Genomic DNA, 25,350 nt, shown 5'->3' with positions numbered 1-25,350 from the left:
TGTTATTGTCTAACTCTCTATTACGGAGCGCAATGCATCCGGAAGTGGCACCGACTTGCCGGTCTCGTGATCCATCCACACGATCTTGCTGGCGCCTTCTGCAACCAATTGATCCTGTCCCTCAATATAGAGTTCATACCAGGACATCACGCTGCTACGCCCGGGCTCTCCCGCAAACAAGCGTACAACGACGTTCGCGGGGTAATTGACCGGAACAAGAAACGTACAGGACGCATTGATGATAACCGGCGCTTCACGGCGCTCCGGACGAACCTCGAAACCCGCCGCTTCGATCCATTCGACCCTCGCCTGCTCGCAGAACCGGAAGTAAAGCGTGTTGTTCAAATGGCCATACGCATCCAGATCTCCCCAACGGACGGGAATGAGGCTGGTATGCATGAGTTTTCTCTTGGTGCTCAATGGTGTGCTCCCGAAACGCAACCGAATTTGGGACAAGGGGATTCCCTAATGAATGGCGGCTACTGTAACATACGCAACCGTATGTTTTGCACGATGACCGTTTGCATGAAACTTGACGCCTCCCGGGGCGCGCCCTAAGTTCATGCGCTGCACCGATGCTACATCGCCGCCCGAATGCGGTGGCGCCATGAATCAAGGACAGAGGCAGGAGAACACACATGGAACGCGAATCAATGGAATTCGACGTCCTGATCGTCGGTGGCGGCCCGGCCGGGCTGGCGGCTGCGATCAGGCTCAAGCAGCTTGCGGCCGAGAAGGGCCAGGATTTTTCGGTATGCCTGATCGAAAAGGCTGCCGAGATCGGTGCCCACATTCTCTCGGGGGCGGTCATGGACCCGAAGGCGCTGACCGAACTCATCCCCGACTGGAAGGAACAGGGGGCGCCGCTGAACACCCCGGTATCCGAGGACCGCGTGCTGTTCCTCTCCGAAACGGGCGGCCGCGCAATTCCCAACGCACTGCTGCCGGACTGTTTCGTAAACCACGGCAACTACATCGTGCGCCTGGGCAACGTCGTCAAGTGGCTCGGCGAGCAGGCCGAGGCGCTGGGCGTGGAGGTCTATCCCGGCTTCGCCGGCGCGGAGATCCTGTTCGACGAGAACGGCGCGGTGAAGGGCGTGGCCACCGGCGACATGGGCCTGACCCGCGAGGGTGAGCAGGGGCCCGCCTACGCGCCGGGCATGGAACTGCACGCCAAGTACACGTTGTTCGCCGAAGGCTGCCGCGGCCACCTGGGCAAGCAGCTCGAGGCTCACTTCAAGCTTCGCGACAACGCCGATCCGCAAACCTACGGCATCGGCATCAAGGAGCTGTGGGAAGTACCCGCTGCAAATCACACGCAAGGCCTGGTCGTGCATACGGCCGGCTGGCCGATGGACAACGCCACATACGGCGGCGGCTTCGTCTACCACCTCGAGGACAATCTCGTGGCGGTCGGCTACGTCGTCGGCCTGAACTACGCCAACCCCCATCTCTCGCCCTTCGAAGAGTTCCAGCGCTACAAGACGCACCCGGAGATCCGCAAGTATCTGGAAGGAGGCAAGCGTCTCGCCTACGGTGCCCGGGCGATCGCGGCCGGCGGCCTGCAGAGCCTGCCCAAGCTGACCTTCCCGGGTGGCGGCCTGATCGGCGACGACGCGGGTTTCCTCAACGCAGCCCGCATCAAGGGCAGCCACGCGGCGATCAAGAGCGGCATGCTGGCGGCCGAGGCCGCCTTCGAGGCGCTTGCCGCCGAGCGCGAGCGGGATGAACTCACCGACTATCCAAAGGCTTTCGAGCACAGCTGGCTGCACGAAGAACTGTACAAGACCCGCAACTTCAAGCCCTACATGAAAAAAGGGCTCTACTGGGGCTCCTTCCTGTTCGGTGCAGAACAGAAGCTCTTCAAGGGCAAGGTGCCCTGGACGCTGCCCAACAGCGCGGACCACACCGCACTCAAGCCGGCCGCCCAGTGCCAGCCGATCGACTATCCCAAGCCCGACGGCAAGCTCAGCTTCGACCGGCTCTCGAGCGTCTTCCTCTCCAACACCAACCACGAGGAGGAGCAGCCCTGCCATCTGCGGCTCAAGGATGCGGGCGTGCCGATTTCGATCAACCTGGCCCTCTACGACGCCCCCGAGCAGCGTTACTGCCCGGCCGGCGTGTATGAGATCGTCAAGGACGACGCGGGGCAGAACCCGCGCCTGCAGATCAATGCGCAGAACTGTGTGCATTGCAAGACCTGCGACATCAAGGATCCTACCCAGAACATCAACTGGGTCGTGCCGCAGGGTGGCGAAGGACCGATCTATCAGGGGATGTGATCACCTGATCGTCCTCTTGCCTCGATCGATGCCCCGCACATGCGGGGCATTTCTTTGCAGGGGCGCAGAAAAATGGCCCCGTGCGCAAGGCGCCGGGGCCAAACCGTTCAGCTTCGGAATTGAGGTGACTTACACGCTGAAGTGCGCACATGATGCACCGCACAGCAGCTGCGCGGAATGCGGCATGTCGTCGCACCCCATGGCGCTACGAAACGATCACCCCAGCCATTTGCGCGCATTGCGGAACATGCGCATCCACGGCGAGTCCTCACCGAGACCCTCCGGCGCCCAGCTCATCTGCACAGTCCGGCGCGACCGCTCAGGATGGGGCATCATGATCGTGAAGCGGCCGTCGGGCGTCGTCAAACCGGTGATGCCATCCGGCGAACCGTTCGGGTTGGCTGGATAGCGAACTGCCGCACTCCCTGTGTTATCGACGAAACGCAGCGCAATATTCGCGCGCGCCATGTCGTCGACATCGGCAAAAACGGCCCGGCCCTCACCATGCGAGACGACCACCGGCATCCTGCTTCCCACCATGCCCGAGAGCATGATCGAGGGGTTTTCAAGCACTTCTGCCATGACGAAACGCGCCTCGAACTGCTCGCTGCGGTTGCGATGGAAAGTTGGCCAATGCTCCGCACCAGGGATGATCGGTGCGAGATGGGCCATCATCTGGCAACCGTTGCAGACGCCAAGCGCGAAGACATCCGCACGCAGGAAGAACGCCTCGAACTGCTCGCGCAGCGCCGGATTGAAAAGAATCGACTTGGCCCACCCTTGCCCTGCGCCGAGCACGTCGCCGTAAGAAAAACCACCGCAGGCAGCCAGGCCCTGAAAATCGGACAGGCGCTTGCGGCCAGTCTGGAGATCCGACATATGGACATCGTAAGGAGCAAAGCCCGCGCGCTCAAAAGCGGATGCCATCTCGGCCTGCGAGTTGACGCCCTGCTCACGCAGAATCGCGATCTTCGGACGCGCGCCGAGCACGATCATCGGCGCCGTCACATCCTCGGCCGGATCGAAGCTCAATGCCATCGACAGACCCGGGTCGGCCGCATCGGCCAGCGCCTCGAACGCCTCCTGGGCACAGCCTGCGTCATCTCGCAGGCTGGCGATGCGGTAACTCGTTTCCGACCATGTTGAAAGCAGCTCGGCACGCGAAGCGCCGAACATCAGCTTGGCGTTGCGCCACAGACGAATCTCGTCACGGTCGTTGGGTTCGCCGATGAAGTGGTAGGACAGGCCCGCTTCGCGCAGCGGCCCGGTGATCCGCGCCCGATCCTCGCGACGGATCTGCACGACGGCACCCAGCTCCTCGCTGAACAGGCCCGCGAACAGGCGGTCGCTGAAACGCCCCTTGAGCGTATCGGGTTTCTTCTCGAGGCCATCCACATCGTTCATGTACGGGTCGTAGCAGACCGTGTCGAGCACCAGCGACAGGCCGCACTTCGAGGCAAAAGCCATCTCGCAAACGGTAGCGAACAATCCGCCGTCGCCGCGATCGTGATAGGCGAGAATCAGATCCTCATCGCGCAGCTTGCGCATCACCGCGAAGAAAGCCTTGAGCATGGCTGGTTCGACATCCGGGGCATGCTCGCCGACCGAATTGTAGGCCTGCGCCAAGGCTGAGCCGCCGAGGCGATTCGCCCCCTTGCCAAGATCGATCAGCAACAATTCCGTGGCGACGCCTGCGGGGCGCTGCAGCTGCGGCGTGAGGGTACGCCGGATATCGGTGACGGGCGCAAAGCCGGTCACGATCAGCGACAGCGGCGAGATCACCTGCTTGTCTGCGCCCTCCTCCTGCCACGCCGTCTTCATCGAAAGCGAATCCTTGCCCACCGGGATGGAAAGCCCGGCCTGCTGGCAGAATTCGGACACCGCCTTCACCGTCTCGAAGAGCTTCGCGTCCTCGCCACGATGCCCGGCCGCAGCCATCCAGTTGGCAGAGAGCTTCACGTCCCCCAGCTGCGCGACATCGGCGGCGGCGATGTTGGTGATCGCCTCGCCGATCGCCATGCGGCCCGAAGCGGCCGCGTCGACGCAGGCCAGCGGCGTACGCTCGCCCATCGCGAAGGCCTCGCCACGGTAGCCTTTGAAGTCCATCGCCGTTACCGCCACGTCGGCCACCGGCATCTGCCACGGACCGACCATCTGGTCGCGCACGGTAAGGCCGCCGACCGAACGATCGCCGATCGTGATGAGGAAGCTTTTGGAGGCCACGGCAGGCACCCGCAACACCCGCATGCAGGCATCGGCGAGGTCGATGTCGATGAGATCGAAAGGCGGCAGATGCACCGCGCGGCGCGACACATTGCGGGTCATCTTCGGCGGTTTGCCGAGCAGCACCTGCATTTCCATATCGACCGGCTTGTTGCCGAAATGGCGATCGGTAACAGTCAGCTGGCCGTCCGCAGTGGCTTCGCCGAGCACCGCGAAGGGACAACGCTCACGCTCGCAGATGGCACGGAAATCCGCCAGCCGCTCCGGCGCGACCGCCATCACGTAGCGCTCCTGCGATTCATTGCTCCAGATCTCGCGCGGGCTCATGCCCGGCTCTTCGATGTGCACTTCACGCAACTCGAAGCGCGCGCCGAGCCCCGCCGACTCGGCCAGTTCGGGCAGCGCATTGGAGATTCCGCCAGCACCGACATCGTGGATAGACAGGATCGGGTTGGCTTCGCCCTGCTGCCAGCAGGCATCGATGACTTCCTGGCAGCGGCGCTGGATCTCGGGGTTGCCGCGCTGCACCGACGCAAAATCGAGATCTGCCGTATTGCTGCCAGTCGCCATCGACGAAGCGGCGCCACCACCCAGCCCGATCAGCATCCCGGGGCCGCCGAGCTGGATCAGCAGGGTGCCCGACGCAAACCGCACCTTGTGCGACTGACGCGCCTGGATGCTGCCCAGACCACCCGCGATCATGATTGGCTTGTGATAGCCGCGCACCTCACCCTGCACCTCCTGCTCGAAGCTTCGGAAGTAACCGGCGAGATTCGGACGCCCGAACTCGTTATTGAAAGCCGCGGCACCGATTGGCCCCTCGATCATGATGTCCAGCGCCGAGGCAATGCGATCGGGACGACCATACGCATGCTCCCACGGCTGCCGGAACCCGGGGATATCGAGATTCGACACCGAGAACCCAGCCAGCCCGGCCTTGGGCTTGGAGCCACGACCGGTCGCCCCCTCGTCGCGTATCTCGCCACCGGAACCGGTTGCAGCCCCCGGAAACGGTGAAATCGCGGTCGGGTGATTATGGGTTTCGACCTTGGCGAGGATGTGGGTTTCCTCTTCGTGGAATTTCCAGGCGCCGTCCGCATCGGGATAGAAACGATCAATCACCGCACCTTCGATCACCGAGGCATTGTCGGAATACGCGACGACGGTACCCTCCGGGTGCGCCTTGTGGGTTTCCTTGATCATGCCGAAGAGCGATTTCTGCTCGGGCCTGGCATCGATGATCCAGTCGGCATTGAAGATCTTGTGTCGGCAATGTTCGGAGTTTGCCTGCGCGAACATCATCAGTTCGACGTCGGTCGGGTTGCGGCCGATGCGGGTGAAGTTATCCACGAGGTAGTCGATTTCATCGTCCGACAAGGCAAGGCCGAGCTCGTCATTGGCGACGACCAGCGCCTGCCGGCCTGCACCGACCACATCCACCGTGGCCAGGGGCTGGGGCGCATAGTGATGGAACAGGGCCTCGCCCGCCTCCACGGTAGGCAACACCGACTCGGTCATCCGGTCGTGAATGAGTGCATGCGCGACGCTCACCGGGCCACGCGCGTCAAAACTGTAGACAATCCCTCGCTCGACCCGCACCACTTTGTCGAATCCACATTGACGCACGATATCGGTGGCCTTGGAGGACCACGGCGATATGGTCCCCAGGCGCGGCGTCACGAAGACCGCTTCTCCTGCAGGCAGCGTGTCGCTTTGGCCGGCGGCACCGAGCAGATCCACCAGCCTCGAAAGCTCTTCCGCCACCAATGGCGTCTCGAGTTCCACCAGATACCAATGCTCGGCGGCGAGGTTGCGGAGCTTGGGAAGAACGCGCCGGACGGATTCAGACAGGCGGGCGAGACGGGATGCCGACAACGCGGGCGCGCCGCGCAGCTTGAGTATCAGGGACATGGTGTTCGACGGGAGCGTGATCCGGATGCGGGCCGCATCCTGGCAGGAATTCGGAGCCGGGATTATAACCGAGGCGCCCCCGGCTCCACGCCCAGCTTTAACACGCTCGAATTCGCCGTTTGCCCCTGACAGTCGCACGAACGCGGCACCCGATCGGCTAGAATGCGGGGTTTTCCCGTTTTCCGGCACCGTGATCAAGCCCCTTTCAGATCGACTTGCAACGCTTCTCGCGATCGCCGCCTTGCTGGCAGCGATGCTCGCATTCGCGCTGCAGGTGGTCTATCAGGATGCGAACCGTGCCGCCTTCATCACTTTCAACGCGTTTCTCCAGGGTCTTCCCGCCGGCTTGTGGGCAAGCGTGAGCGTGCTTGGATCGAGCCTCGGTGCCCTCGCGCTGTTTGCGCCAACACTGCGGGTCAGACCACGCTGGGCCGCAGCGATGCTGCTGAGCATGCCGTTTGTCTGGCTCTACAGTCAGGGCTTCAAATGGATGATGGATGCACCCCGGCCGCCTCAGGTGCTCGACCAAAGCGTGTTCCATTTCACCGGCACCCTTCCGCCGGATCCTGCCTTCCCGTCTGGCCATGCGACCACCGGGTTCTGTCTGGCGGCAGTCGTCACGCTACTCCCCTCGCGAAACTATCGCGCACTGTTCGCTCCGGTGGCGCTTGCACTGGCCGTTGCGGTAGCACTTTCGCGAATCGCCCTAGGTGTGCATTGGCCGCTCGACGTCGTCGCCGGGGCTGCCGGAGGCTGGATCTGCGGAATGCTCGGGGTTGCCGCCTCCGGTCACTGGCGTTTCTGGGAAGGTCGGCAGGGCATTCGCCTGATGGCCGCAACGCTCGGCGCCCTGAGCCTCCTGCTGGCGCTCCAGAACCCCGGCCACCCTTCCGCCCGCCTGTTCCAGTGGTTGCTGGCGCTATGGGGCATAACCGGCGCCGCCATGGCCTGGCCAGCGTGCCGCGCGGGGCATCACGCATGAAACGCGCATTGGCCATCCTGACAAGTATTGCCCTGTTCGGCTGGCTTCTCGCCGATGGGCGCTGGCGGGAGCTCGGAGCGGCAATCTCCCGTCTGTCGCCCGACGTGCTGTCAATCGCCGTTCTCGGCTTTGCGATCAGTTATCTCTTGCGGGCACTGCGCATCCACGACGAGTTCCGAGCCGATGCGAGGGGCCGCTATCCAGCCTGCCTGCGCATCGTTCTGGTCCATAACGCGATGATCAACGTCGTGCCCTTCCGCGGTGGAGAAGCCGCGTTCCCGCTGTTGCTGCGCCACACCTTCGGCACACCTCTTGGCCGAGCGATCACCTCTCTCTTCTGGCTTCGCCTGCAGGATGCCTTCGTCGTCATGACCTTGGCCGCGATCGTCTGGCCGGGCCTGCCGATGTGGTTGCGCGCGCTCGCCGTCGCCGGCGTGATCGCTACGGCCTGGTGGTTGCCACGCTGGGCGCGGCAACCCCACGACTGGCAGCAGGGGCGCCCTCTGACCGCAAAGCTTGCCAAACTGCGTGATGCCTTCGCCGAGACCACCCGGCACGCGCGATTCGGCTGGCTCTGGACACTCGCCAACTGGTCGGTCAAGCTGCTCGTCCAGGCATATGTACTTTCGGCCGTGCTGCCAGCACCGCTGACGACCGGTGCAGCCGGAGCGCTTGGTGCCGAGCTCGCCGCGATCCTGCCGATTCAGGGTGTCGCGGGCTTCGGCACATACGAGGCCGGCGCAGCGGCAGCGATGCTGCCCGCGGGCGTTGCACTTTCAACCGGCCTGCAGGCCGCACTGGCGCTCCATTTGTTCGTGATTGCCAGTGCCGTCATTGCCGGAGGCATCGCCTGGCTGTTCCCAACCCACGGTCCTGACCGGCAGCACGAATCGGAATCCATTCAACCATGACCCAATCCATGACCAAATCGCCCCTGCCGCCGGCAACACCCGAGATCCCGGCTGACTTGCCCCCTCACCGGCTGTCGCTTGTAGTGCCGATGTACAACGAGGCGGAAAACGTCGAACCCCTGCTCGAACGTGTCCACCTCGCCCTCGACGGGTATCCCTATCCCTGGGAAATCCTGCTGGTGGACGATGGCAGCTCGGACGCCACACCGGCCGAACTCAGGCGCTGCGCGATGGCCTACGGCCCTCACGTACGGATCATCGAGCTGGTTCGCAACTTCAAGCAAACCGCGGCGATGCAGGCCGGACTCGACGCCGCGCGCGGCGACGTCATCGTGACCATGGACGGCGACCTGCAGAACGACCCGATCGATATCCCGCGCATGGTCAATCGCCTGCTCAAGGAAGATCTCGACCTGGTGGCAGGCTGGCGCAAGAACCGCCAGGACGGCCTGCTGCTGAGAAAAATTCCGTCCCGCATCGCCAACCGGCTGATCGCCCGCATGACCGGGGTACACCTCAAGGACTACGGCTGCAGCCTCAAGGTCTTCCGCGGTAGCGCCATCAAGAACGTCAAGCTCTACGGCGAGATGCACCGCTTCATTCCTGCATGGCTCGCCACCGTCACTACCCCGCGCCGCATCGCCCAGGAGGTGGTAACCCACCACGCACGCGTATTCGGTGAATCCAAGTACGGCATCTCGCGCACTTTCAGGGTGGTGCTCGACCTGCTGTTCGTCTATTTCTTCATGCGCTTCCGCACACGGCCCGGCCACTTCTTTGGCGGCATCGGCATCGGGCTGGGGGCCATCGGCATGCTGATCCTCACCTACCTGATGGGCCTAAAGCTGTTCTTGGGCGAATCCATCGGGACCCGCCCGCTGCTTTTTGGTGGCTTCTTCATGGTCATCGCAGGTATCCAGATGGTGACATCAGGCGTGCTTGCGGAGCTGCTGACCCGTGTTCTCTTCGAATCCGGTGCATCCCAGGCCTACCTCGCGCGCGACCGGCCACCGCTTGACGACGCCGAGGCATGGATGAGCGGCCCCCGTCAATGACGAACACGCTCGAGCGCAGGGCTCTCGAGCCGTGGCTGGTTGCCCTGCTACTGGCGCTTCCGCTGCTCGCATTCCTGCTACGACTCGGCGGTGCACCGCTCTTCGACGTGGACGAGGGCGCATTTTCCGAGGCAACCCGCGAGATGTTCGAACGTGGCGACTTCCTGTCGACCTACCTCAACGGTGACCACCGCTTCGACAAGCCCATCCTGATCTACTGGCTGCAGGCCCTCGCCTACCTGGCGCTAGGCCCAAGCGAGTGGGCGTTCCGGCTGCCGTCCGCGCTCGCCGCAGTCGGCTGGTGCTACGCCACCTGGCTGTTCGTGCGCCAGCGTTTCGGACCGGACACCGCGCTTGTCGCCCTCGGCATTGCCGCAACGGCGCTCGGCCCGTTCGCCATCGGCCGCGCCGCCACCGCAGACGCCTTGCTCAACCTGCTGCTCGCACTGACGCTCTTCGATGCCTGGCGTCACCTCGAATCGGGACGCAGGCCTCCCTTGCTCAGAGCCTTCGTGTGGATGGGCCTCGGGGCCCTCACCAAGGGTCCGATCGCACTTATCGTGCCGTCGGCGGTTACCTTTCTGTACTGCGCATCACGTGGCGAGTGGCGCAAATGGGCCAAGGCTGTCTTCGATCCGGCGGGCTGGCTGATCCTCGCGGTCATCGTGCTGCCGTGGTATCTGGCCGCGCTGTCGATTCACGGCCAACTCTTCATCGATGGCTTTTTCCTGAAGCACAACGTCCAGCGCTTCGCCGGCACGCTCGAAGGCCACGGCGGCAGCGCGCTCTACTACGTGATTGCCGTCCCCCTGCTGTTGCTCCCATGGTCGGGCCCCTTCTTCGCGGCACTGCGCAATGTTCGAGACGATACCCACACCAGCGTACGGCGCTTCCTGTGGATCTGGAGCGGATTCGTCGTGCTGTTCTTCAGCCTTTCCGGCACCAAACTTCCGCACTACGTCCTGTACGGCATCACGCCGCTGTTCGTTCTCATTGCGGCTCATCGTGATGCGCCGCGCCGGACATGGCCGCATCTGCTCGCACCAACCCTCTTTCTTGCGGCCTTTCCACTGCTGCCCCTGATCTTCGCGGCCCTCTCCCACTCGAGTGCCGGAGACGCCTTCTACCGTGCGCAGCTCGGGCGCGCACTCGAGCTTGCCCATACCTCCTACTATCTCGCCACCCTTTCCGCCCTGCTCATCTGGGTCGCAGTCATGCTCCGATGGAAACAGGCGCTCTGGAAACGGCTCGTCGTGGCGGCCGCACTGCAGGTTGTGGTTCTCGCCGGAGTTGTCGTCCCTTATGCGGGTACGCTCGTCCAGGGACCCGTGCGTGACATGGCGCTGAAAGTCCGTGAGATGAACGAAGAGGTGACACTGAAGAGCTTTACCGCACCAAGCTTCAGCGTCTACCGCCAAGCCGTTACACGCCGGGAAGAACCCGCCTCGGGCGGCCTTGCCGTTACACGCATCGACCGCATCCCATCGTCGGGCTACGACACGCTCGAAACCGAAGGTGGCGTCGCCTTGATCCGCAGGCATCCGGAATGAGCGCGCCCCGGAGCACGCTGCTGCTGCTCGTCATCGGTATGCTGATAACCGCCTACCGGCTGTGGGTCGTTCGCCATCTCGGCATCGATCTCTATGTGGACGAGGCCTACTACTGGGGCTGGTCCAAGTCGCTCGACTGGGGCTACTTCTCGAAACCGCCGGTCATTGCCGCGTTGATCGCGGCCTCGACGGCCGTGTTCGGCGACGGCATTCTCGCCGTCAAATTGCCAGCCCTTCTGCTCTATCCGGCCACGTCGCTGGTGATTGCCGCCATCGGCACACGGCTTTTCGATGCCCGCGTCGGCTTCTGGTCCGGCCTCGCCTTCCTGACCATGCCGCTGGTCGGCGCACTTGGCCTGTTCGTCTCGACGGACGCCCCGTTGCTGTTCTTCTGGTCCCTCGGCATGCTCTTCCTGCTGCGAGCGCTGGAACGCGACCGCTGGCCGGACTGGCTGGGCCTCGGCCTTTCGGTTGGTCTGGGCCTGCAATCCAAGTACACCATGGCCGCGTTTCTGCCCTCCGCCCTGCTGGTCATGCTGATGCTGCCCGCCGGCCGACGCGCTCTTGCCAGCGCGCACCCGTGGGCGACCCTGCTGCTGGCGCTGGCCGTGTTCGCCCCGAACCTGTGGTGGAACTGGCAGCACGACTTCCCCACGCTGCGTCACACTGCGGCAATCACGCACGTCGATGACGGGATTTCGGATAGCGCCAATCTCGGCGAGTTTCTAACTGCCCAGCTCGCCTCCTTCGGTCCGCTGCTTTCGATCGGTCTGGTATGGGCATTGTTCAGCATCGGCAGAGTCTGGAAAAATCGTGCCAACCATGCGCTGCTTGCGTTCTGCCTTCCCTTGTTATTGCTGGTCGGGATTCAGGCGTCGTCGGGCGGGGCAAATGGCAACTGGGCCGCCCCGGCCTTCGTCGCAGCCGTGGTGCTGACCGTCGCGTTCTGGATCGGCAGCGGCCGGCCACGCTGGGCAATCGCTGCCGTCGTGGTCAACGCCTTGCTGGTATCGCTGATCTACCATTGGCCCGACCTCACCGCGCTGGCTGGTGTCGAGATGACCCGCAACAAGGATCCGTACAAACGGGCCCGTGGTTGGCACGAACTGGCCGAAGGCGTCGCACCCGCCATCCGTGCGCACCCCGATGCCATTCTGGTCGCGCGGGACCGGGAGTTGCTGGCCCAGTTGATCTATTTCGACCATCCACGCGACTATGCCAGCTGGAACCCGGCCGGCAGCGTGATAGACCATTACCAGCTCACTACGACGCTCCACGACAAGCTCGGCCGAGATGTGCTGCTTGTCTCCCGCACGCCGTCGATCGACGACATCTCGGCTCGCTTCTCAAGCACGGAGGCGCTCGGCACCGTCAAGGTCACGATCTATCGGGATTTCGGGCGCGAGGTGTATCTGTTCCTGCTGAAAGGCTTCAAGGGCTACGAGTAAGTTGCTCACACCGCAAGCCTTGCCTAGCGACCCGCCCCGGAGAACAAACCCTTGACCGCCTCTTGCAGATCACCCGGCAGGAGCACGATCTTGGCGTTCTGGGATTCACCCAGACTCTGCAGCGAGGTCACGTACTTCTCACCGAGCAGGTAATACATCGGCGCGGGTTTGTCGCCGACGGCACTGGCCACACGGCGAATCGCTTCGGCAGAAGCCTCGGCCAGCATCACCTGCGCATTCGCGTCGCGTTTCGCGGATTCGAGACGAGCCTCGGCTTCGAGAATCGCCGACTGCTTGGCGCCTTCCGAACGCGTCACCATGGCCTTGCGCTCGCGCTCGGCGGCGGCCTGCATCTCCATCGCCCGCTGCATCGATTCGGAGGGGTTGATGTCCTGGATCTCCACCGACTTCACGGTCAGACCCCAGTCGATGGCCTCGTCGGCAATGCTCTCGCGCAGACGCGCCTTGATCTTGTCTCGCGAAGACAGCGCCGCATCGAGATCCATCTCGCCGATGATCGAGCGTAGCGTCGTCATGATCAGATTGCGGATCGCTTCCGCATAGTCGGTCACGCCATAGACGGCTTTGACAGGATCGGTGACCTTGATGAATGCCAGCGCATTGGTGAGGATCACAGCATTGTCACGGGTGATCACCTCCTGCTCCTGGACGTCGAGGATGAGATCCTTGGTTACGAGGCGGTACGCCACCCGGTCGAGATAAGGAATGATGATGCGTAGCCCGGGCTTGAGCGTCGAATGATACTTGCCAAGACGCTCGACGACCCACTCCTCGCCCTGCGACACGATCCTCACACCCTTAGCGATGGTGACGATCACGAATATCAAGATCGCAAGCATCACGATCAGGCCTTCACTCATTCCCTTCTCCCGGCCGTTCAGGCCTTTGTTACCTTAAGAAAACTGCCCTCGACCGACACAACCCTTATCCGTTCCCCGGCCGAGATGGCCTCGTCGGCGATACAGACCCACTCTTCCGAGCCGAGCAACGGCTTCTGAAAACGTACGCGTCCACGCGCATACGGTGCAACGTCCACCACAAGCAGGCCGGGCTCTCCGATTATTTCCCCATCGGACTGCCCGATTCCCGTGCGCTGAAAACCTGGCCGAAAGACCCGGAACCACAAGAACACCATTGCCACGGACGCCACGGTCCAGACGCCAAGCTGTGCCGTAAGGGAAAGATCGGGAAGAGCCACCAGCAGCAAGCCGACAAGCAGCGCGCCGAAGCCAAACCAAATTACGAAAAACGAGGGTATCGCCAATTCGGAAAGCATCAACACGATGCCGAACACGACCCAGTGCCACCATTGCAGCGCATACAGCATGACTGGAATATGTCAGGACTGCTTGGCAACGGCCGGTTGCAACTCGACCACATTGCGCTCCGCAAGCTCGTCGCCGATGCGGGTCAGCGTACCGTCCACCGAGGCACCGCAGTCCATCTGCAGCTGACGGTAACTGATGTTGCCGGTCACGCGCGACTTGGGCTGGAGTTCAAGAAAGTGATCGACCGTCAAATTGCCGACGATCGTGCCGTTGACCACCGCATCGTAGACATGCACATCGCCCTCGATACGGCCCTGGTCACTGAGGACCAACAGCCCTTTCGAACCTTCCTTGTTGCTCAGATTTCCACTGACACGACCATCGACCCGCAATCCGGCCGAAAACGCGATGTCACCGTTGATCTCTACGTTGTCGGCGACGAGGCTCGACAATTTGTTGATTTCGATCGATTTATTCTGCTTCTTCCGGAACATGCCCGTCTCCTGATCTGACTGAATTTTAAGAGCTAGCGGCGCGCCGGCTGCGAGCGCTTGAAAAACCCCACCTCCTCCCGGAGGCGTCGCAGTTCTGAATTCAGTGTCGTGAGTTGATTCTCGAGTTCGCTCCGCGTGGCGGCATCCATTTCACGTTGCAGTCTCGCCTTGGTCAGCTCTTCCTGCAATTTTGCGTTCTCGGTTTCGAGCTCCACGACACGCTGCGAAGGGCCGACGAACGACTGAAAAAATCTGAACGCGCCAAAGGCCGTTGTCGTGAGCACGACGGCGAGCACAAGGAAGAACAATGATCTTCTGAGCCCCCCGCCACGCTCGACCGAATATGCCGGATCTGTCAAGCGCCTGGTCTGCGGCCGGCGAAGCCCCCCGAGGAATCTCAAGACAGATTCAGGTAGGACTCTGGATCGACAAATTCGCCATCCTTGAGTACTTCGAAATGCAGGTGGGGTCCCGTCGACCGGCCGGTCGAACCCACCATCGCAACCACCTGACCCGGAGTCACCACGTCTCCAACATTCACAACGAGTTTTGACGCATGTGAATACCGCGTAAGCAGACCATTGCCATGGTCGATCTGAACCTGATTACCGTAATCGCTGCGCCAACCCGCGAATACGACCCGGCCGCCGGCACTTGCGCGGATCGGAGTACCTATCGGCGCGGGGAAATCGAGTCCGCTATGAAATGCGAGGCGATGATTGAAAGGGTCCGAACGGTTTCCGAATCGCGAACCGACGCGAGAATCCGACACAGGGACGCGGCTCGGAAAGGCCATGTAACTGAGGTTGCGTTGCAAGGCGAGGTGATCGATCGAACTCAACGTGTTCTCCAGTCGCTGGAGATCCGATTCGAGCGCTGACAGGCTGTCATCAACCGAATCGGCCATTACGTGAGGATGGGCCCGTGTGCTGCCGACAGGCGGAATCATCGGACCACCTTGTCCCGGCATTGCCTTCGCCTCCGGCCCACCAGCCTTTACAGCGGGGCCTTTGCCCCGCTTTTCATAATCCTTCAGGGCACCAATGCGCTTGGCAAGCTGAACCGCCTCTGACTCGAGCTTGTAGAGCCGCCCAGCAAGCTCTCCGACCCGGTTGATCACGAATTTGCTTTCGGGCTCGACGCTCACCGTCTGCTGTACAACCGGCGCCTCGTTGCGGGCTATCCCGTAACCGATCCCCAGCCCTGCGAGCAAGGCCAGACCGACCGTCGCCAAAGCAGTCATACCGAGCGCTTTCGCACTCAAGGTTCTGACCTTGGAACTCGTCGTGGTTCCGGCTGAAAGAATGACGAATGCCATGGCTCTCGTCTCCAGTAATGTCAAAGGCCCCGAAAACTCGATTCGGAACAACCATGTTTCTCGCAAGATATCGGCAGCGAGCAACAAAACTTTTGCAGTATATCATCGACCGGTACTCGGAAGACGCCGGGACCCCATCTAATAAGGCGTCATCGAGGCCCTCAAAGCAAAAGCGGTGAGGCTATGCCTCACCGCTTTTGCACATCTCGCCGTCAAGCGGCAGAACAGTTACTCCATGCGATGCGCGGCCAACCTCAGCCAAGTGTCGACCACTGTATCGGGGTTCAATGAAATCGTCTGGATTCCTTCGTCCATGAGCCATTCGGCAAAATCGGCGTGATCCGAGGGCCCCTGGCCGCATATCCCAACATATTTGCCGAGACGATTTGCTGTCGTGATCGACATCGACAACAACATCTTCACTGCCGCATCCCGTTCATCGAACGCATGGGCAACCAGACCGGAATCACGGTCCAGCCCGAGCGTCAGTTGTGTCAGATCGTTGGAACCGATCGAAAAACCGTCAAAATACTCGAGGAACTGCTCCGCCAGGAGCGCATTCGACGGGATCTCGCACATCATGATCAGTTTGAGATCATTGACGCCGCGCTTGAGGCCGTGCTGAGCAAGCAATTCGACCACGCCGCGGGCCTCGTCCACATTGCGCACGAACGGCACCATCAACTGAACGTTGGTCAAACCGAGCTCGTTGCGCACCTTCTTCATCGCAGCCACTTCCATTTCGAAGCAGTCGCGGAAAGCCGGCGCGATATAGCGAGATGCGCCCCGGAAACCCAGCATCGGGTTTTCTTCTTCCGGTTCATAGATTTCGCCACCAAGCAGCTTGCGATACTCGTTGGACTTGAAATCGGACATGCGCACGATCACCGGGCGCGGATAGAACGCCGCCGCAATCGTCGCAACCCCCTCGACCAGCTTCTCGATGAAGAACTGTTTCGGAGTAAGGTAACCACGCGAACGACGCAGGATCTCCTCGCGCAGACTCGCGGGCACCTGTCCGAGCTCGAGGATCGCTTTTGGATGGATCCCGATCATGTTGTTGATCACGAACTCCAGTCGCGCAAGTCCAACGCCACTGTTGGGAATCTGGGCAAACTCGAAGGCGAGTTCCGGATTCCCGACGTTCATCATGATCTTCACCGGAATCTCGGGCAGGTTGCCCATATCGGTGGTAACCACCTCGTAGTCGAGCTTGCCGCGGTAAACGTAGCCGGTATCACCCTCCGCGCACGATACGGTCACCGATGAACCTTCATCAAGCACGTCGGTTGCATTACCGCAACCGACGATTGCCGGGATACCCAGCTCGCGGGCAATGATCGCTGCATGACACGTCCGTCCGCCACGGTTGGTGACGATCGCACTCGCGCGCTTCATGACCGGCTCCCAATTGGGGTCGGTCATGTCGGTCACCAATACATCTCCCGGCTGGACACGATTCATTTCACTCGGCGAATGGATGACCCGTACCGGACCGACACCGATCTTCTGACCAATCGCGCGTCCATGGGTCAGCGATTTTCCGTACTGCTTGAGGCGGTATTTCTCCATCACCGAACCAGCGTTCTGGCTCATCACCGTCTCAGGGCGTGCCTGCAGGATGTAGAGCTTGCCGTCGTCACCGCTCTTGCCCCATTCGATATCCATCGGACGACCGTAATGCTGCTCGATGATCACCGCGTAGCGTGCCAGCTCGAGGACGTCCTCGTCCGACAACGAAAACTTGTTGCGTTCCGCTTCGGGAACGTCGACCGTGGTGGTCGAACGGCCCGCAACCTTCTTCTCGGTAAATACCATCTTGATGAGCTTGGAGCCGAGATTGCGGCGAATCACCGCAGGTTTGCCGAGGGCGAGCGTCGGCTTGTGGACGTAGAATTCGTCCGGGTTTACAGCCCCCTGCACGACCGTTTCGCCAAGCCCGAACGATGCGGTGATGAACACCACATCCTTGAAGCCGGACTCGGTGTCGATCGTAAACATCACGCCTGAAGCGCCGATATCCGAACGGACCATGCGCTGCACACCGGCAGAGAGGGCCACATCCGCATGCGCGAAACCCTTGTGCACCCGGTAGGCGATCGCCCGGTCGTTATAGAGCGAGGCAAACACCTCCTTGATGGCGTGCAGGATATTCTCGTAGCCGTGGATGTTCAGGAAGGATTCCTGCTGTCCCGCGAACGATGCGTCCGGCAGATCCTCAGCGGTGGCCGATGAACGCACCGCAAAACTGCCTTCGCCTTCGGCAGTGATTTTTTCGTATGCGGTCTTTATCTCAGCCTCGAGCTGAGGCGGGAATGGCGTATCGACAATCCACTGGCGAATTTCGGTGCCGGTCTTCACCAGTGCATCGACATCGTCCACGTCGAGATTGTCGAGCGCTGCATTGATTCGGTCGGACAGGCCCTCATGCGCGAGAAATGCCCGATAGGCTCCGGCGGTAGTGGCAAAACCGCCAGGCACACGTACACTCGAAGGCAGCTGACTGATCATTTCGCCGAGCGAAGCATTCTTCCCGCCAACCTCCTCGACGTCGGACATGCGCAGTTCTTCGAATGGGATCACGTAACGGGTCATGGGCAATGGCCTTCCTTAAATTGATTTGAGAACGCAAAATGCAATTTTAGCTTTTGCTGCTCTGCCGCATAGCAGGGTAAACCCAGAAATTTCGGAGTTTGTCACACGAACCATGACGCAGTCCAACACCCGAACCGTGTTCTTCATATCCGACGGGACAGGCATCACCGCCGAAACCCTCGGGCACAGCCTGCTCGCCCAATTCCCGGAAAGCCGCTTCCGTCAGGTGCGCCTGCCTTTCGTAGACAATCTCGACAAGGCAATCGACTGCGCAACGCAGATCCGCGAGGCGGCCGAGTCAGATGGCGTCCGTCCGATCGTCTTCAATACGCTGGTCAATCCCGACTCGGTCGACGTGATCCGCAAGTCGAACGCGCTGTTTCTCGATCTGTTCGAGAAATTCATCGTCCCCCTTGAAAGCGAGCTCGGCCAGCGGTCAACCCACGCAGTCGGGCGCTTTCATGGAATCGCCGACAGTCTCGAGTATAAAAAACGCATTGAAGCGATCAACTTCACCCTTGCCCACGACGACGGGATTTCCAATACGGAGCTTGCGGAAGCTGACGTCATCCTCGTCGGCGTATCCCGTTCGGGGAAGACACCTACAAGTCTCTATCTGGCCATGCAATTCGGCGTCAAGGCGGCGAACTACCCGCTGATACCGGAAGACTTCGAGCGCAACAAGATGCCCGGCGAGCTTCACAAATACCGCGCGAAACTATTCGGCCTCACCATTCTTCCCGAGAGACTTGCACAGATCCGGCAGGAACGCAGACCGAACTCCCGCTACGCTTCGCTCGAAAACTGCCGATACGAAATCGACGCCGCCCAGCGACTGATGCGCCGGGAAGGAATCAAATGGCTCGAATCCACGACCAAATCGATCGAGGAGATATCGGCAACGATCCTCCAGGACGTTCATCTCAACCGAAAGCACGTATTCTGAGGATCCGCCTGCATCCAGCTACAATCCCGAGGTTACGCGTGCGATCGACTCGTAACGCAATTCACTGGACTCGACAGGACAATTCATGAAACGCAGCCGATTTGCGCGTCGTAGCGGCCTATCCCGCGACGCGGAGAATCTTTCACGCCTTGCGGTAGGTATGGCCGAATCGGGGAGCCGCGCCGAGGACAGGTTCTGGGAAACGCAGCTCACGGCAACCATCGACAGGCTGCTGGAGGACAAGGACGAAACTGCGTTCAACGATACCCTCGACCACCTGCTTTCCTCGAATCCCCGCGCCTACGATGAACTGGCGGATTACATCGAGTCGCGCGCCGAAACCGCACTCCGCGGCAATCTGCAGCATGACATCCTGCTGCTTGCAGCACCTGTGTTGTCGTGGTCCCGGTTCCGTATTCCCTCGAGCAGCATTGCTCCTGCGGTGGTGGCCAACCTGCGCGTTCATCTGCAGGCCCATGTCCTCGCGGACGACGCGCTGCTCGCGGTCGCAGATTTTCTCTTCAGTCCGGACCAATTGCCGGCAGGCTACTGCGCCACGGCCCAGTTTGCGGATGCACTCGGGCAGGCGGCACTCGATCGGCTGGATCTGCATATCGATCCAGCCGCCCTGGCAGAGACCGGTCAATTTCTTTCCGACACCCGCTACCTGCTCGCGGCGGTAGCGGTACCCAAGGGGCAGGCGCTGTTCCGTTGGCAACATCCGGGCTGCTCGCGCGACCAGGCTCTGGAGCAGTGGCGCGCACAGGGCGGTGCATGTATCGCCCCCATGCTGCCCGGCTGCGCACTCGAGGTCGTTCTTCCGGAAACCTATTTCGCGGCAAGCCGTGAAGCGGATCGCGAGAGCCGCCCCTATTCCGTGCGTGCCTCGGTTTCCTTTCTAGGAACAACACTCGAGACCCCCGCATCCTCGCTTCGTGCAGTCGTTGCCCCATTTTACGATCAGCAACTCGAGGAATACCGGATCGGTTTTGCGCAGCGCGAGAAAGACACCGTGGTCCACGGCGTGGTATGGCCTCTGCTCGGCGCCGAGGATGAAAACGCGGATATAGTAGGCCAGATCGAAACGGTACTGCGTGATTCCGGCGTACGTGACATCATCATTCTCGATCACCGCTATCCGCTCGAGTACTGTGACGACTGCGGGGCCCCCTACTACCCTTCACCCGAAGGCGAAGTAGTTCACGCCGAAATGCCCGAGGAGCAGGCCGAACAGGCGCCACGGCATTTGCACTGAAACCGCCTCGCGGCAAGCTGCTCCGAGGCAGTAGGCAATGGACCGGCGCCTCTTTCCTGCCCCAAGAATCAACCGAGCAGAAAACGGCGCACGATTCCGATCTGCCCCTCGTCGAGAAGCATCGGAGCATGACCGACGCCTGCAATCTCCACCACTTCGGCATGTGGGCCACGCCGCGACATTTCCATTAGTGTGTCACGCATCAGCAAATCGGACTCCGCACCACGAATGGCCAGTGTCGGACAGCGAATCGCGTCGTAAACACCCCACAGATCCACGTCTTCATCCGCCGGCGCGGCCCGGAAGGCATCTCCGATTGCAGGGTCGTAGACCATCGCAAACCCCTTGCCTTCCGGTCGGACCGCATACTTGGTGAGATGTTTCCATTGCTCATCGGTCAGCGGCCCGAACGGCGCGCTGACCTCTCGGATGTAGGCCTCCGCGGCATCCAGCGAAGCAAATACGGGGGCGGTCCCCACATAGGGACCGATCCGCTGCAGTGAGACGGCGGTCACGATCGGTCCGACATCATTGAGGACCATGCGGGCAATCGGGGTCCCGGGCTGACTGGCCAGGAGCATCCCGATCAGCCCCCCCATCGACGTCCCGACCCAATGCACCGTCTCGACATCAAGGCGCGCGATCAGCGCGGCCATATCTGCCAGATACGTAGGAAAGCCGTAACCCATCTTGTCGCGCAACCAATCGCTGCGGCCACGCCCGACAACGTCCGGGCAGACCACCCTGTAGCGGTCGCTCATCGCCCGCGCGAGATCGTCGAAATCGCGGCCGTTACGGGTCAGCCCGTGCACGCAGACGAGCACATCCGGATTTCCCGGATCACCCCATTCGGTATAGGCCATGCGATGGAATCCACCCGACCCGAGACACGAAACGCTCCGCTCCCGCATCCCGGCCACGCTTGCGGAGGTCCCCGACGATGTATTCATTTTGCTGCCGCTCCAGATTTTCAGGCACTCCAAGTGTATCCCGAGCACGGTTTCCATGCCGCCGCGCATGGCTCGATCAAAGGTACACGCGACGCATTGACCCGTCAGGGCTTAACGCCCGTGCCAGTAACGCGGATGCTCTTCGCGTTCGGCAGTCAGTTTTGGCGGACCGTCCGCGACGTCGACACTGATCGCCCCCTGAACATCGGTACGGTAGGCATACGCGCCCGCGGCGCTCCAGCGCGCCCAGACGTCGGCATGTGGATGTCCGAAGCGTGAGCGGTAACCCACCGAATAGATCACTGACCCGGGACTGACGGCGTCGACCCATACGGACGAGGATGACGATCGGCTGCCGTGATGAGCCACCAGCAGGACATCCGCCTTCAGCTTCGGACCGAGCTTTCGAACCAGGGCGGTTTCGACCTTCGCCTCTATGTCGGCGGTCAGCAGAACACTGCCGTGAACGCCCGTTACCTTCAGCACACAGGAGCGGTTGTTTCCGTGCGATTCGCGTTCGCCGTCATCCCGGACATCCGGATGCAGCCAATCGAAACGCACCCCATCAAACAGCTCGCTCCGGCCTGCCCGGCAATACTCCCAGCTTGCCGGCTCGATCATCCTTTCGGCATCACCCGGCGAAATCATGCGCCTTCCGACCGGCACCCCACCAAGTACGGCTCCTGCGCCGCCAGCATGGTCGAGATCGGGATGACTCACCACCAGGGTATCGAGCTTCCGCACGCCAACTGCGCGAAGATAGGGCAACACGACGCGCTGCCCACTGTCCCCACCTCCCGGTATTGCCGGCCCGGCGTCGAAAAGCAGATCGTTACCGGCGGTCTGGACGTGCACCGAAAGGCCTTGGCCAACATCGAGCACCACGACCCGGAAGCCGCCTGCTGCGGGTCGTTCCGGCGTCCACGCGAGCATCGGCCAAAGTGCAAGAATGCCCACGAAGCGTCCGGGAGTTCCAAGCGGAAGAAACATCCAGATGCATCCGACCAACCCGGCCAGCACCACTGGCAGTGGCGGTGGTGCCTGCTGCCAGACCGCCGAGGGCAGCGCCGCGAGCCAATCGAGCGGGATCATCGTCCAGTCCAGCAGAATGCCGACCGCGCTACCGATCTGCCCGATTGGCAGCACCGCGTAGACGAGGCTGAGCGGCGTGATCACCATGCCGAGTACCGGTATCGCAAGCGCATTGGCCAGAGGGGCCACGACCGAGAACTGGTGAAAGAAGACCAGCAAAGCCGGCATCATCAGCAAGGCCACCGCCATTTGCGCACGGACCATCGCACGCCATCCAGTCAGCCCCGCGATCTCTCCGGAAGAGATGTACACGAGCACGGCAACCGCACCGAAGGAAAGCCAGAATCCCGCCGCAAGCACAGCCCAGGGATCGATCACCAGCACGAGAAGCCCGGCCCAGCCGAGGACCGTCGCAGTCCGGACCCTGCGCGCAAGAAAATGGGCCACGGCAACGACCAGCAACATGATGAGACTGCGCTGTACCGATACGCCCATTCCGGCCAGCAAAGCATAGGTCGACGCGGCAAGCGCGCCGCCAAGCGTGGCAAAGCGTTGTACCGGCAGGTGCAGCGGTCCACGCGTATGGCGCCAGATCCACGCGGCGAGCAGATACGCGAGGCCGCCGACGAGGGTGATGTGCAATCCGGAAATGACGACGAGATGGACAATGCCGAGCCGCCGGAAACGATCCCATTGTCGCTCGTCAATCGCCTGTTGATCACCAACCGCTAGGGCAACCAGCACGCCAGCCCACTCGTTACCCTGCATTCCTCCGAGCATCCGTTCGCGAATTCGCTCACGTAACCTCAGCACCAACAGCGTCAAACCGTCCGCCTCGGCCTCGCGTCGCTCGTTGTCCAGCGCATTGCGCACGTATCCGCTCGCCCGTATGCCTTCTTCAAGCATGTGAAGACTGCGGTCGACCCCACCGGGGTTGGCGGCACCGTGCGGCCGCTTGAGCCGGACCGTGAGCGCCCAGCGCTCCCCGGCGTGCACTTCGGGCAGCGGAGAATCATCGCGGTTTGCCGCATACCATGTCAGAGCAACCCGTCGCGGCAGCCATGTCGGCCCGGCTTCGATCAGGAACGGGAAATGTACGCCGAGTCCGGTGGCCGCAGGCAAACCATCGATCACGCCGACCACGGCAACGTCTTGTCCCTCTGCACTCATCGGCAGGACCTCCGCGAGTCGCAACTCCGCCCGCCACCATGCCCAGCCGAATCCGAGAAGCGTCGCCAGCGCCAGCAGGGATACCGACCGCCAGACGACGGCATCGACCGAACGAACCGCAATGACTGACAGTGGTAACGAAAGCATCGCGAGCACATAGGCAAACCAGCCTACGGGCAGCTCTGGCTGGCACTGGAGAAGGCCGGTTCCAACAAGAGCGCCAATGACAATGGTATTCATCGCGGCGACTATAGCCTGCTTCGGTAGCGATGCGTGAGCAGCTGCAGACGAAATGGCCTCGGTTACAATCGTGCCGCGGACCCGACATGCGAAACCTGCTCAAGACCTACCTCCCCGACCCGGACGCGATTCGCTCGAATCGCTGGCTCGCGCCGTTCGGCAATACCCTGCTCCACCCGAGACTATGGCACCTGAACCGGCATTCCGCAGCAGGCGCAGTGGCAGTCGGCCTCTTCTGCGGCCTGATCCCCGGCCCGTTCCAGATGCTGGGTGCGGCGATCTGCTGCGTGGTATTCAGGGTCAATCTTCCCCTGGCACTACTCACGACGCTTTACACCAACCCGTTTACCATCGTCCCGCTCTATCTCGCAGCCTTCGGCGTCGGCGAATGGCTGATTGGCAGCGGCAGCACCTTCACTCCACCACCAGAACTCGGGTCATTACCGATCTCAAACTGGGCCGGCGCACTGATCGACTGGATGGCTGGTCTCGGCAAGCCATTGGCGCTCGGCCTGATCGCAATGGCCGGAGCCCTCTCGACGAGCGGTTACCTGATCGTGCGGGGGCTGTGGCGCTGGCATCTGATACGTGCGTGGCGAAAACGTGCGATGCGCAAGAGGGGATCTTGATCTTCAGGCATACCCATCGAAAGGAAATACCGGCGGTTGGAACCGGTCGCCGCACCCAGCTTCGCCGTATTCTCAAGCGCATATACTTTGCGCTCGGCGTGCTCCTCTTCCTGCTGCTGATCGGCTCGGTCGGTTTCTACCTCATCGGGGACGGCGAGGCGAACCTTTCGGACGCCTTCTACATGACGCTGATCACGATCACGACAGTCGGTTACGCCGAGGTCGTGCCCGTCGAAGGCTTCGCGGCGCGCCTGTTCACCGGCCTGATATCGCTGGCCGGCTTCGGTGCGGTCACGTTCCTGTTTACCAGTCTCGCGGTCTTCTTTCTGGAACGCGACCTCGATTACACCCTGCGGAGAAGACGCATGGAAAAGCAGATCCGGAAGTTGCGGCATCACTATATCGTCTGCGGTTTCGGGCGTGTCGGTCGCAATGTTGCCCATGAACTCAAGATTACCCGCCGTCAGTTCGTGGCGATCGATACGGACGAGGAATGTCTCGAGAGTCAGCGCGAGCAGTTTCCCGATCTGCTTTATCTGCAGGGCGATGGAAGTGACGATGATCTTCTGCTCGCCGCCGACATTGGCGACGCGGCTGGTGTATTTGCCGTAACAGGCGACGACAGCCGCAATCTCATGATCGCGCTGACCGCCAAGCAACTCAATCCCCAGCTTCGCGTCGTCGCGCGCTGCCATGAGCTACGCAATGTACAAAAGATCCGCAAGGCCGGTGCGGATGTCGTGGTCTCACCGGATTTCACCGGCGGGATGCGCATCGCGTCGACCATGCTGCGCCCGCACGTCCAATCGCTGCTCGACGAGATGCTGCGCTCGTCCGAAGGCTACCGCCTCGAAGAGCTGCCGGTACCGGAAGGTTTCGAGCCGCGCAGCCGCGGCCGACTGGCCCTCGACAGTGCCGAAGTCATCGTCCTCGGCGTACGCGTGGGGCGTGACTTCATCTTCAATCCTCCAGCGGATTTCCTGATCGAACCGGGTCAGATCATCGTCACGATGTGCTCACCCGACGGGCGACTCGCCGCGGATGCCCTGGTCAACCAGGCATGAGCGTCG

Annotated in this window: 20 protein-coding genes; 10 read left to right on the top strand and 10 right to left on the bottom strand. The window is 61.8% G+C overall.

Annotated features, from left to right (window positions below; all coding sequences use genetic code 11):
* Positions 1-9: 9 nt before the first annotated feature.
* Positions 10-399: an acyl-CoA thioesterase gene (locus GQB03_RS16930; RefSeq protein WP_407644547.1), complete on the bottom strand. Its 390-nt coding sequence runs from the start codon at positions 397-399 to the stop codon at positions 10-12.
* Between the two features lie 239 nt (positions 400-638).
* Here GQB03_RS16930 and GQB03_RS16925 point away from each other — a divergent pair, with 239 nt between their 5' ends.
* On the top strand, positions 639-2,282 hold the full coding sequence (locus GQB03_RS16925; RefSeq protein WP_159691918.1) for an electron transfer flavoprotein-ubiquinone oxidoreductase: 1,644 nt from the start codon (positions 639-641) through the stop codon (positions 2,280-2,282).
* Between the two features lie 216 nt (positions 2,283-2,498).
* Here GQB03_RS16925 and purL read toward each other — a convergent pair whose 3' ends face one another.
* On the bottom strand, positions 2,499-6,416 hold the full coding sequence (gene purL, locus GQB03_RS16920; RefSeq protein WP_159691916.1) for a phosphoribosylformylglycinamidine synthase: 3,918 nt from the start codon (positions 6,414-6,416) through the stop codon (positions 2,499-2,501).
* A gap of 190 nt (positions 6,417-6,606) precedes the next feature.
* Here purL and GQB03_RS16915 point away from each other — a divergent pair, with 190 nt between their 5' ends.
* Genes GQB03_RS16915 through GQB03_RS16895 form a run of 5 tightly spaced genes read left to right on the top strand, consistent with a single transcriptional unit; the run spans position 6,607 to position 12,362 of the window.
* Complete coding sequence (locus GQB03_RS16915; protein WP_159691914.1) at positions 6,607-7,398, top strand: phosphatase PAP2 family protein; 792 nt, start codon at positions 6,607-6,609, stop codon at positions 7,396-7,398.
* Entirely contained in the window at positions 7,395-8,309 is a 915-nt protein-coding gene (locus GQB03_RS16910; RefSeq protein WP_159691912.1) for a lysylphosphatidylglycerol synthase transmembrane domain-containing protein, read from the top strand. Before GQB03_RS16915 ends, GQB03_RS16910 begins: the two co-directional genes overlap by 4 nt.
* Before the next feature lie 8 nt (positions 8,310-8,317).
* Positions 8,318-9,364 (top strand): glycosyltransferase family 2 protein, encoded by a 1,047-nt coding sequence (locus GQB03_RS16905; protein ID WP_159691910.1) that lies wholly within the window; start codon positions 8,318-8,320, stop codon positions 9,362-9,364.
* Positions 9,361-10,914: an ArnT family glycosyltransferase gene (locus GQB03_RS16900; RefSeq protein ID WP_159691908.1), complete on the top strand. Its 1,554-nt coding sequence runs from the start codon at positions 9,361-9,363 to the stop codon at positions 10,912-10,914. Before GQB03_RS16905 ends, GQB03_RS16900 begins: the two co-directional genes overlap by 4 nt.
* Positions 10,911-12,362 (top strand): glycosyltransferase family 39 protein, encoded by a 1,452-nt coding sequence (locus GQB03_RS16895; RefSeq protein ID WP_159691905.1) that lies wholly within the window; start codon positions 10,911-10,913, stop codon positions 12,360-12,362. Before GQB03_RS16900 ends, GQB03_RS16895 begins: the two co-directional genes overlap by 4 nt.
* Positions 12,363-12,385: 23 nt before the next feature.
* On the opposite strand, the gene GQB03_RS16890 is transcribed toward GQB03_RS16895, so the two are convergent.
* The 6 genes from GQB03_RS16890 to ppsA all read right to left on the bottom strand — a co-directional run bounded on the left by GQB03_RS16890 (position 12,386) and on the right by ppsA (position 18,058).
* Entirely contained in the window at positions 12,386-13,243 is an 858-nt protein-coding gene (locus GQB03_RS16890) for an SPFH domain-containing protein (RefSeq protein ID WP_159691903.1), read from the bottom strand.
* Positions 13,244-13,260: 17 nt separating this feature from the next.
* A complete protein-coding gene (locus GQB03_RS16885; RefSeq protein ID WP_159691901.1) occupies positions 13,261-13,710 on the bottom strand; it encodes an NfeD family protein in 450 nt (149 codons plus the stop codon).
* Between the two features lie 12 nt (positions 13,711-13,722).
* Positions 13,723-14,145, bottom strand: a complete 423-nt coding sequence (locus GQB03_RS16880) for a bactofilin family protein (RefSeq protein WP_159691899.1) — start codon at positions 14,143-14,145, stop codon at positions 13,723-13,725.
* A 32-nt stretch (positions 14,146-14,177) separates the two neighbouring features.
* On the bottom strand, positions 14,178-14,453 hold the full coding sequence (locus tag GQB03_RS16875; protein WP_159691897.1) for a hypothetical protein: 276 nt from the start codon (positions 14,451-14,453) through the stop codon (positions 14,178-14,180).
* Between the two features lie 89 nt (positions 14,454-14,542).
* Positions 14,543-15,547 carry a M23 family metallopeptidase gene (locus GQB03_RS16870; protein WP_235027108.1) on the bottom strand — a complete coding sequence of 335 codons (1,005 nt, stop codon included), beginning with the start codon at positions 15,545-15,547 and terminating at the stop codon, positions 14,543-14,545.
* Between the two features lie 144 nt (positions 15,548-15,691).
* Positions 15,692-18,058: a phosphoenolpyruvate synthase gene (gene ppsA, locus GQB03_RS16865; protein ID WP_159691895.1), complete on the bottom strand. Its 2,367-nt coding sequence runs from the start codon at positions 18,056-18,058 to the stop codon at positions 15,692-15,694.
* A 112-nt stretch (positions 18,059-18,170) separates the two neighbouring features.
* On the opposite strand from ppsA, the gene ppsR reads away from it, so the two are divergent.
* Both ppsR and GQB03_RS16855 read left to right on the top strand, forming a co-directional pair.
* Complete coding sequence (gene ppsR / locus GQB03_RS16860; RefSeq protein WP_159692003.1) at positions 18,171-19,004, top strand: posphoenolpyruvate synthetase regulatory kinase/phosphorylase PpsR; 834 nt, start codon at positions 18,171-18,173, stop codon at positions 19,002-19,004.
* An 85-nt stretch (positions 19,005-19,089) separates the two neighbouring features.
* Positions 19,090-20,259, top strand: coding sequence for a DUF2863 family protein (locus GQB03_RS16855; RefSeq protein WP_159691893.1), 1,170 nt, complete (start codon positions 19,090-19,092; stop codon positions 20,257-20,259).
* A gap of 68 nt (positions 20,260-20,327) precedes the next feature.
* Here the strand turns inward: GQB03_RS16855 and GQB03_RS16850 are convergent, their stop codons facing one another.
* Together GQB03_RS16850 and GQB03_RS16845 are read right to left on the bottom strand one after the other, a co-directional pair.
* On the bottom strand, positions 20,328-21,209 hold the full coding sequence (locus GQB03_RS16850; RefSeq protein WP_407644546.1) for an alpha/beta fold hydrolase: 882 nt from the start codon (positions 21,207-21,209) through the stop codon (positions 20,328-20,330).
* A 111-nt stretch (positions 21,210-21,320) separates the two neighbouring features.
* Positions 21,321-23,651 carry a DNA internalization-related competence protein ComEC/Rec2 gene (locus GQB03_RS16845; protein ID WP_159691889.1) on the bottom strand — a complete coding sequence of 777 codons (2,331 nt, stop codon included), beginning with the start codon at positions 23,649-23,651 and terminating at the stop codon, positions 21,321-21,323.
* An 86-nt stretch (positions 23,652-23,737) separates the two neighbouring features.
* On the opposite strand from GQB03_RS16845, the gene GQB03_RS16840 reads away from it, so the two are divergent.
* Positions 23,738-24,280 carry a DUF2062 domain-containing protein gene (locus tag GQB03_RS16840; RefSeq protein WP_159691887.1) on the top strand — a complete coding sequence of 181 codons (543 nt, stop codon included), beginning with the start codon at positions 23,738-23,740 and terminating at the stop codon, positions 24,278-24,280.
* The gene (locus tag GQB03_RS16835) at positions 24,277-25,344 is read left to right on the top strand and encodes a potassium channel family protein (RefSeq protein WP_235027107.1); all 1,068 of its coding nucleotides are present in this window, start codon (positions 24,277-24,279) and stop codon (positions 25,342-25,344) included. The genes GQB03_RS16840 and GQB03_RS16835 overlap by 4 nt, the downstream gene beginning before the upstream one ends.
* Positions 25,345-25,350: the final 6 nt, after the last annotated feature.

Source organism: Cognatazoarcus halotolerans, from assembly GCF_009800965.1.
Classification (GTDB): Bacteria; Pseudomonadota; Gammaproteobacteria; order Burkholderiales; family Rhodocyclaceae; genus Cognatazoarcus; species Cognatazoarcus halotolerans.
This window is presented reverse-complemented; position numbering and strand designations above follow the sequence as displayed.

Bases quoted from the DNA above. Each gene is read 5' to 3' on its own strand.
- GQB03_RS16930 (WP_407644547.1), bottom strand. From the start codon at position 399: ATGCATACCAGCCTCATTCCCGTCCGTTGGGGAGATCTGGATGCGTAT.
- GQB03_RS16925 (WP_159691918.1), top strand. From the start codon at position 639: ATGGAACGCGAATCAATGGAATTCGACGTCCTGATCGTCGGTGGCGGC.
- purL (WP_159691916.1), bottom strand. From the start codon at position 6,416: ATGTCCCTGATACTCAAGCTGCGCGGCGCGCCCGCGTTGTCGGCATCC.
- GQB03_RS16910 (WP_159691912.1), top strand. From the start codon at position 7,395: ATGAAACGCGCATTGGCCATCCTGACAAGTATTGCCCTGTTCGGCTGG.
- GQB03_RS16905 (WP_159691910.1), top strand. From the start codon at position 8,318: ATGACCAAATCGCCCCTGCCGCCGGCAACACCCGAGATCCCGGCTGAC.
- GQB03_RS16900 (WP_159691908.1), top strand. From the start codon at position 9,361: ATGACGAACACGCTCGAGCGCAGGGCTCTCGAGCCGTGGCTGGTTGCC.
- GQB03_RS16895 (WP_159691905.1), top strand. From the start codon at position 10,911: ATGAGCGCGCCCCGGAGCACGCTGCTGCTGCTCGTCATCGGTATGCTG.
- GQB03_RS16890 (WP_159691903.1), bottom strand. From the start codon at position 13,243: ATGAGTGAAGGCCTGATCGTGATGCTTGCGATCTTGATATTCGTGATC.
- GQB03_RS16885 (WP_159691901.1), bottom strand. From the start codon at position 13,710: ATGCTGTATGCGCTGCAATGGTGGCACTGGGTCGTGTTCGGCATCGTG.
- GQB03_RS16880 (WP_159691899.1), bottom strand. From the start codon at position 14,145: ATGTTCCGGAAGAAGCAGAATAAATCGATCGAAATCAACAAATTGTCG.
- ppsA (WP_159691895.1), bottom strand. From the start codon at position 18,058: ATGACCCGTTACGTGATCCCATTCGAAGAACTGCGCATGTCCGACGTC.
- ppsR (WP_159692003.1), top strand. From the start codon at position 18,171: ATGACGCAGTCCAACACCCGAACCGTGTTCTTCATATCCGACGGGACA.
- GQB03_RS16855 (WP_159691893.1), top strand. From the start codon at position 19,090: ATGAAACGCAGCCGATTTGCGCGTCGTAGCGGCCTATCCCGCGACGCG.
- GQB03_RS16850 (WP_407644546.1), bottom strand. From the start codon at position 21,209: ATGAATACATCGTCGGGGACCTCCGCAAGCGTGGCCGGGATGCGGGAG.
- GQB03_RS16845 (WP_159691889.1), bottom strand. From the start codon at position 23,651: ATGAATACCATTGTCATTGGCGCTCTTGTTGGAACCGGCCTTCTCCAG.
- GQB03_RS16840 (WP_159691887.1), top strand. From the start codon at position 23,738: ATGCGAAACCTGCTCAAGACCTACCTCCCCGACCCGGACGCGATTCGC.